The organism is Anabaena subtropica FACHB-260 (genome assembly GCF_014697105.1).
Lineage (GTDB): Bacteria > Cyanobacteriota > Cyanobacteriia > Cyanobacteriales > Nostocaceae > Trichormus > Trichormus subtropicus.
The window spans coordinates 1-8,137 of the sequence record NZ_JACJRF010000085.1 but is presented as its reverse complement, the minus strand read 5'-3'; the positions used below and the strand labels follow the sequence as shown (position 1 = coordinate 8,137).

Below are 8,137 nucleotides of genomic sequence, written 5' to 3'. Positions count from 1 at the left end.
AATGAATTTATAATCACTGTTAAACTAAAATATTTTAATCCTTCGCCCAAAATCTAACATATTTTGGGCTATTTTTATTGGCTTTTTCTTAACATTCAACACTTCTGGGTTTAACTGATATTCAGAAATATTACGCCAACACAGGCGGTTTGAAAAAAGCAGCCGAAAAGCAACGCGGTAAGAAAGTTGTTACTAGCTTTGTGGAAAGTTTCTCCAAAGACACCACACCATCTGATAATCTGGGAGAAATAGTTATAGCTGCAATACAAAAGCTAATATAGTCAAAGACCTTGCACCAAATGATATGGAAAACTCTTTCACTGCTGTATTTGCAAAAGTAGGCGATTGGTATATAGGCTATGCCCAAGAGTTACCAGGAGCAAATATTCAAGAGAGAACTTTAGAAGAAGCTAGAGAGAGTTTATTGGAATCTATTGAACTTATATTAATTTCTAATCGAGAGCTTGCAGAAAAAGAACTTACTAAAATATGCAAAGACTTGGATATTACGCGTCCTTAGCAATTTATTCACACAATTAGATTTTTTTGGCGTTATTTGAGAACTAAAGTTCTCACTACAAACTTGTGGTTAAATATAAAAGTACTAAACCACGGGAAATTCAAGGAGGCAAAATAATATATGCCTAAAGTGCAGTTAAACGGGATTGATCTGTTTTATGACATCAAAGGTACAGGTGAACCTTTGCTCTTAATTTCTGGTTTTACTTGCGATCATTCCTACTGGTTAACACTCGCACAATTTTTTACTTCCCAATACCAAGTCATTCTTTTAGATAACCGGGGTATGGGTCGGAGTTCTGCACCAAATAGTCCCTATAGTATCAAAGAATTGGCAGATGATGCAGCCGGATTACTGGAACATCTAGGTATTGATAAAGTACACGTCGCAGGTCATTCTATGGGTGGTCAAATTGCCCAAGAATTAGCATTAGCATATCCACAAAAAATTAAGAGTCTGATACTACTATCATCTCTGGCTAAGGGAGATGAGCGATTTAATAGCATTATTGAAACTTGGGGTGAACTTCCTAAACATATAGACAGGAGGCTTTATCAAAAGATTTTATTATCATGGAGTTTTAGTGAAGCTTTTTACTCAAGTTCAGATATTATAGAACAACTGATTGAATGGGCTGTACATTATCCTTTTGCACCCCAAAATGATAGTATTTATTATCAAAGTCAAGCTATAATTAATTGTGATATTACTAATCATTTACAAAAAATTATTTGTCCTACATTAGTGTTAGTAAGTAAGCAAGATATTCTCACGCCAATTAAATTTTCTGAGGAATTAGCTCAAGGTATTCCCCATGCTAAGTTAGAAATTCTTGATTGTGGTGGTCATGGTTTTATGATTGAGTCACCGAATATTGTGAGTACAGCGATATTGGATTTTTTAGCCCAAATTAATTAACCCCTGACAATTACTTTGGCGTAGACTGATGAAACGTCGGTGAACAGAAAAACAGCATGGTTGGCAGATTTATTGTCTTTGAAGGGGTAGAGGGTTGCGGAAAAACTAGTCAAATGCAACTTTGTGCAGAGTGGTTGCAAAGTTTGGGGGTTTCCGTAGTTCTTACCCGTGAACCGGGGGGAACAGAATTAGGTTTGGATTTGCGGCGCTTGTTGCTACAGAAGGAGGAAGATAAACCAATTGCTGAGGTGACAGAATTACTATTATATGCTGCCGATCGCTCACAACACGTTGCCCAAGAACTCAAGCCCCAGTTAGCCCAGGGTAAATATATTTTATGCGATCGCTACGTTGACTCTACCATTGCTTACCAAGGTTACGGTCGTGGTTTGGATATGGATTTAATTCATCAACTCAACTACATCGCCACTGGTGGGTTAACCAGCGACATTACTATCTGGTTAGATGTAGATGTTGAGGTAGGACTTACCCGCAAAAGAGGGGAAAATGTAGGATTAGACCGGATAGAACAGGAAGCTATTGCTTTCCATCGCCGTGTACAACAAGGCTATGCAGATTTAGCTAAGTCCTCTCCTTCCCGTATTTTCTCAGTTGATGGCAGTTCTAGTAAAGAAATTGTACATAAGAAGATACAGGAGATTTTAAGCGTACATTTACAGGAGTTGCAATAGTCGCCTGACTATTTTGTTCTCAAAAAAAATAGAAATTACGATGATGAATGAGCAATAATCCGTTTGCACCACTACTAGGACAAAAGCAAGCTATAGATTTACTGACTCAAGCTGTCAGACAAAATCGAGTAGCCCCAGCCTATCTATTTGCAGGGCCAGATGGTGTAGGGCGGAGTTTGGCGGCGCGGTGCTTTGTGGAGTTATTATTTTCCAGTGTGATGGATGTGCGACTGCTCCCATCTCTACAAAATCGGTTGCGTCAAGGTAATCACCCTGATTTGTTGTGGGTACAGCCGACTTATCAATATCAAGGACAGAGATTCACAGCAGCAGAAGCAGTAGAAAAAAAACTCAAGCGCAAAGCACCGCCTTTAATTCGCCTAGAGCAAATTCGAGAAATTACCCAATTTTTGGGTCGTCCTCCCTTAGAAGCACCAAGAAATGTAGTAGTGCTAGAAGAGGCTCAAACAATGGCGGAATCAGCCGCAAATGCTTTATTAAAAACCCTAGAAGAACCGGGACAAGCAACAATAATTTTGATTACACCTTCCTCTGAGTCTGTATTACCAACGTTGGTATCACGCTGTCAACGCATTCCCTTTTATCGCTTAGATACAAAATCCTTGACTCAAGTACTTACACAAACAGAGAATCAAGAAATTTTGCAGCATCCGGCAGTTTTGAGTTTAGCATCTGGTAGTCCGGGGAGTGCGATCGCTTCTTATGAACAATTACAAACTATTCCTCCAGAGTTGCTACAACAGTTAATCACAGCGCCTCAATCTCATCGTCAAGCTTTGGAATTAGCTAAAAGAATAGACAAAGATTTAGATACAGAAGCACAACTATGGTTAGTTGATTATTTGCAACAATCTTACTGGGAAAAGCGACATCAATCAGGGATTATTAGTCAGCTAGAAAAAGCTCGTAAATATTTACTAGTTTATGCTCAACCCCGACTCGTTTGGGAATGTACTTTATTATCTGTGTATCAAGAGTTTAATGTACACAATTAAAACTTATAAGACTTGCTGAGTTTTGGCTCTTGAATTTTGCTGTATCTACAAATTTTTACCTAGTAGAGATTCAAATTCTGCTTGCAAAGCTGTAATATCTGCCAGTCTAGCCACGAGTATATTATCATTACCTGCATCAGTTAATCTGCCTTTCCAGTAACGGATACTCTCGGCATTGTTCATCCAAAACTGCACTACAGTATCTAATACTTGCTCGGTATTCCAACCCCATTTTACTGGTACTGGTTCTACAGTTTCTATTAAGGAATCAAGAGTAAATTTATGAGTACCTAAATATTCTATCCCTTGGTAATGTGGTTTTTTTAGGCTCTGTTGCTGGTGACTAAAAAACTGCCAAATAGGAGAGATACCGACAATATCGAAAGTATATTTCATTCCAATCTTCCCAATGGTGAATAGTTTGTCAGACTAGAGATTTAGAAATTAATTTTGTGAGTGAAAGTACCTAAAGTCTATCTAAAAATAAAGAAATGTTCGCCTATATCTCAAGATATAAATTATCTGGTAAAACTAGCACTCTCTTAAGTTGAGTGCTAAAAAATATGCAATTATTTAAGGTAATATTAAATAGTTTCAGGCATAAAATTAGAGGACTATTGTATTTTTAATAATTATTTAAATTTCCCATTCACAGATGGCAAAGGTGAATTAGCTGCTTTGCTTGCTGCTGGTCTGTGGGCTGTAGCTTCGGTACTATATGGGATTGTGGGGCAGAAAATTCCGCCGCTACAGTTAAATTTGGTGAAAGGAATAGTAGCGATCGCCTTCCTTTGCCTGACTATTTGGTTGACTGGCGAATCCTTACCCATTTCTTCCCCTGCGCCGATATTTCTTCTGTGTTTGAGTGGTATTGTCGGTATTAGTTTAGGGGATACGGCTTTTCTGGCTGCTATCAATCACTTAGGGGCGCGTCGTGTTTTACTTATAGGAACCTTGTCTCCTCCCATAACAGCGATCGCCGCTAATATTGTTTTAAGTGAACAGTTAAATCTCAGCGCTTGGTGTGGTATTTTATTAACTATCATGGGGGTTGCTTGGGTCGTAACAGAACGAGTTCCCAACACAGATGATAGTTATCCACAACACCTATGGCGGGGTGTTGGCTTTGGTGTATTAGCCGCAATCACCAACGCTACTGGTACAGTTATCTCTCGTTTAGCATTTGCAACCGGTAGTGTTACACCTTTATGGGCTGCTTTGTTGCGGTTAAGTGCGGCTGTGTTAGTTCTTGTAGTGTGGTTATGGTTTAATCGCCAACGGCAAGTATTATCCTATCCTTATTGGCAATCATGGCGAGTGGTTTTGACCAGTTGCTTTGCGGCTTTTTTCGGAACATATTTAGGAATTTGGCTACAACAGACAGCAATTAAATTCACAGCTGCGGGAATCGCCTCCACCCTGTTGCAGACTAGCCCACTATTTGTAATTCCCCTGGCTATGTGCATGGGTGAAAAAGTGAGTTGGAGAGCGATCGCAGGTGTGATAATTGCAATCATTGGTATTGGATTATTGTTCTATCTCAAATAAGCGAAATTGCCCACTCAGTTTATGCCAAAATCCAAAATCTAAAATTCGGTTAATGGTATTGTAGATTGGTTAGCAACGGGTGGAGCAGAGAGTTCATTATGTCGGATGTTCGCTTTGATAAATACTACCGCTACGAAGAACTGACACCAATTCTGCACAGTTACGCACAGGAATTTCCTCAGCTAATCAAAATAGAAAGTATCGGTAAGAGTTACGAAGGTCGTGACATCTGGTTATTAACAGTTACCAATTTTGCCACAGGTACAGATGCAGAAAAACCAGCCTTATGGGTTGATGGTAATATCCACGCTACAGAAATAGCCCCTTCTAGTGTTTGTCTCTATTTTTTGCAAACATTAGTTACAGCTTACGGTACTCACCCAGACATTACCCGTTGTTTAGATAGCCGCGTTTTTTATATTTGTCCCCGCGTTAACCCTGATGGCGCAGAGTTGGCTTTAGGAGAAAAACCTAAATTTATTCGTTCTGCTACCCGTCCTTATCCCCATGATGAGGAACTTAACGAAGGGTTGGTCATGGAAGATATAGATGGTGACGGTCGGATTTTACTTATGCGTATCCCTGATGATAATGGGGCGTGGAAAGTTTGTCCAAGTGAACCGCGTTTGTTGGTGCGCCGTGAACCCACAGAAACAGGCGGTCAATATTATCGCCTCCTATCAGAAGGACGGCTAGAAAATTATGATGGTGTAGAGATTAAAATTCAGCGTCCCAAAGAAGGGCTAGATTTAAACCGCAATTTTCCGGCGTTGTGGCGACAAGAAGTTGAACAACCAGGAGCTGGCCCCTATCCGACATCTGAGTCAGAAGTGCGATCGCTCGTCCAATTCCTGACCAGTCATCATAACATCACCGGGGCGATAACTTTCCACACCTATAGCGGCGTTCTCATCCGTCCCTACACCGACAGGAGTGATGATGAATTCCCGGTAAATGACCTCCGCACCTACCAAAAGATCGGTGACAAAGGTGCTGAAATGACTGGCTATCCAGCTATCTCCGCCTTTCATGAGTTTCGCTATGACCCCAAAGATTTTATTACAGGTACATTTGACGATTGGGCTTATGAGTACCAAGGTTTATTTTCTTGGACTGTAGAAGTTTGGAGTCCTCAGCGCCAAGCTGGTATTACAGATTATAAATATACAGACTGGCAAAGAGAACACCCTTTAGAAGATGACTTAAAATTACTCAGATGGAATGACGAACAACTCGCAGGTAAAGGTTATGTAGATTGGTATCCCTTCGACCATCCCCAACTTGGTAAAATTGAATTAGGCGGTTGGGATACCATGTATGCTTGGACTAATCCACCCCCGGAATTTTTAGAAAAAGAGATAGCCCGTTTTCCTGAGTGGTTAGTATGGCATTTATTAATCTCCCCCCGCTTGGAAATTTACGAAACTAGTTGCCAAAGTTTGGGTGATAATTTGTATCGAGTGCGGTTAGTTGTACACAACACAGGTTGGCTACCCAGTTACATTACCCAAAAAGCTGTAGAGAAAAAGCTGGTGCGGGGTTGTATTTTTGAGATTGAATTACCTACTGGTGCAACTTTAGAAATAGGAAAACCGCAAGAAGAAGTAGGTCAATTAGAGGGGCGTGCTTACAAACCCTCAGCCCCCGCCAGAAGACAAAGTGATTCCACAAGCGATCGCGCCAAGGTAGAGTGGGTAGTACGTGCGCCCTCAGGTACTATAGTGCAACTATTAGCCCGTCATCAACGTGCCGGCGTTGTTCGTACTGAGTTGACATTAATATGAAAAATTGTAGGTATCTACCGCTATACTATCGCTGAAGATATATCTTAAGTAACATGGTGCGGTTCCTTTTCACAGCAGTATTATTGATATTATTAGTTGGCTGTAACAACATTGGCTTATTACCCACTAGCAAGTTAGTGCAGAAAGCGATCGCACTCCAGCTAGAAAAAACCCAACAACAACTCAATCAACAGCTAGATTTAAATTTCCAAGGCTTTGAAATTAAACATCTCAAAATACGCCAGGAAGAACCTCTGACAGTGCAAAATTTACCTGCTTTCAAAGTCCTGGGAACCTACGACTTAACTTTCCAGTTACCAAAGAGACAGTTAACCAAACTGCAACAACCCTTTGAAGTTTATCTACAAATCCAGCAAGAAGGAAAAACTTGGCGATTGCTGCTTCCAGAGAAGGCTAGTAAAGATACTGAACCAGTTTGGCATAGCTATCTGATTCCCTAAATTATCTATGCAACTGGAAAAAGCATCACAAACTTTCCCAAATAGATGCTAAAGCATAGCCATGATTAGACTAATTCGTAATTAGTACTATTGGAGATGTGGCTATATGTATATCAATTTTTTTGTTAGTTCTATTGCGGGAATTGTAGTTACAGTACTGCTGGCTTTTAGTGTGCTGCAATGGTTTCATGTACCTGCGGGTAGTTTTTTAGATTGGGTAATTGGGGGTGCAAGTTTTTGGTGGTTATTAGTAATTGTGACTGTACCTTGGAATGTTCATTTTCAAGCTAAACAAGTTTTAGCAGAAGCCGCACAGTCAAAAGAAAAAGAAATCCCTGTAGATGAAAAACAAGTGCAATATGTCCAGGGATTAGCCAAGCGATCGCTGTGGGTTGCTTTAGCTTTACACTTGTTCTCAGCCCTTGGTCTTTATATTCTCGCCGTCACTGGTATCAGTGCTGTAGGTTATATCAGTTCCGGTGCAGCTTTATTATTAACTATCCTCAGACCAGCCATTCGTGCTTATGAATATATCTATGCACGGCTAACCATGATTAGTCAAGAATGGAAATACCCACGCGAAGATATTTTTGAACTCCGCAATCGCTTTTTTGAATTAGAACAAAAAGTCCAAGTTTTGGAAGACCAATTTAACCTAGAACAGCCCTATTCTTTAGCTGCGACACAGCAACGTTTTGGTGATGAAACTCGCCGAGATTTAGCAAAAATTGCTGCCAATTTGGAAGAATTACGGGCGACAAATCAAACAGAACATGAGCGATTATCTAGGGAATCAAGAAATGCGATCGCCCAACTTTCTACCGATGGACAATTTCTTGATCATGTGCGGGAAATTATTCGCTTTTTTAAGACAGCTTAAGAGTAGGAAAATTTGATCAGCAGATCAATTTAATTTTTAACCATAACTAAGTAGGCGATAAAAATTCCATGTATATGAAAAAATATCAATTAAGTGTCTGGTGTTTTATGCAGTAGGCTAATGTACCTTTGATTAATGTGAGTTCGGCGTGTTTAAAAACCCCCTCTCCATAGAGCGAAGCGCTTCTCGTAGAGTAGCTCTCCCCTTTAAGGCTACGGTGTACACACAAGTCCAAGTAAAGTAATAACAGAAGGAGTTGTGGGGAGTAAAAGGTGGTGGAAAATCCAATCAGAATACACGCGCAAGCAGTAGGGGGAA

At 40.2% G+C, this 8,137-nt stretch carries 10 protein-coding genes; 9 read left to right on the top strand and 1 reads right to left on the bottom strand.

All coding sequences use genetic code 11. The features are described from left to right. Positions 1-149 precede the first annotated feature (149 nt). The 5 genes from H6G18_RS25140 (at position 150) to holB (ending at position 3,146) form a co-directional block, all read left to right on the top strand. Entirely contained in the window at positions 150-281 is a 132-nt protein-coding gene (locus H6G18_RS25140; RefSeq protein ID WP_277875635.1) for a hypothetical protein, read from the top strand. A gap of 23 nt (positions 282-304) precedes the next feature. Beyond that, on the top strand, positions 305-520 hold the full coding sequence (locus H6G18_RS24235; RefSeq protein ID WP_190409641.1) for a type II toxin-antitoxin system HicB family antitoxin: 216 nt from the start codon (positions 305-307) through the stop codon (positions 518-520). Between the two features lie 120 nt (positions 521-640). Continuing rightward, on the top strand, positions 641-1,438 hold the full coding sequence (locus H6G18_RS24230; protein WP_190409640.1) for an alpha/beta fold hydrolase: 798 nt from the start codon (positions 641-643) through the stop codon (positions 1,436-1,438). 56 nt (positions 1,439-1,494) lie between these two features. Beyond that, positions 1,495-2,130 carry a dTMP kinase gene (gene tmk / locus H6G18_RS24225; RefSeq protein WP_190409639.1) on the top strand — a complete coding sequence of 212 codons (636 nt, stop codon included), beginning with the start codon at positions 1,495-1,497 and terminating at the stop codon, positions 2,128-2,130. 47 nt (positions 2,131-2,177) lie between these two features. Further along, positions 2,178-3,146 carry a DNA polymerase III subunit delta' gene (holB, locus tag H6G18_RS24220; protein ID WP_190409638.1) on the top strand — a complete coding sequence of 323 codons (969 nt, stop codon included), beginning with the start codon at positions 2,178-2,180 and terminating at the stop codon, positions 3,144-3,146. Between the two features lie 45 nt (positions 3,147-3,191). On the opposite strand, the gene H6G18_RS24215 is transcribed toward holB, so the two are convergent. Then, positions 3,192-3,542, bottom strand: a complete 351-nt coding sequence (locus H6G18_RS24215) for a hypothetical protein (protein ID WP_190409637.1) — start codon at positions 3,540-3,542, stop codon at positions 3,192-3,194. Between the two features lie 225 nt (positions 3,543-3,767). Here H6G18_RS24215 and H6G18_RS24210 point away from each other — a divergent pair, with 225 nt between their 5' ends. The 4 genes from H6G18_RS24210 to H6G18_RS24195 all read left to right on the top strand — a co-directional run bounded on the left by H6G18_RS24210 (position 3,768) and on the right by H6G18_RS24195 (position 7,819). After that, positions 3,768-4,694, top strand: coding sequence for a DMT family transporter (locus H6G18_RS24210; RefSeq protein ID WP_190409642.1), 927 nt, complete (start codon positions 3,768-3,770; stop codon positions 4,692-4,694). 98 nt (positions 4,695-4,792) lie between these two features. Then, a complete protein-coding gene (locus H6G18_RS24205; protein ID WP_190409636.1) occupies positions 4,793-6,478 on the top strand; it encodes a M14 family metallopeptidase in 1,686 nt (561 codons plus the stop codon). A gap of 53 nt (positions 6,479-6,531) precedes the next feature. Next, complete coding sequence (locus tag H6G18_RS24200; RefSeq protein ID WP_190409635.1) at positions 6,532-6,939, top strand: hypothetical protein; 408 nt, start codon at positions 6,532-6,534, stop codon at positions 6,937-6,939. 106 nt (positions 6,940-7,045) lie between these two features. After that, complete coding sequence (locus H6G18_RS24195; protein WP_190409634.1) at positions 7,046-7,819, top strand: hypothetical protein; 774 nt, start codon at positions 7,046-7,048, stop codon at positions 7,817-7,819. Positions 7,820-8,137 lie beyond the last annotated feature (318 nt).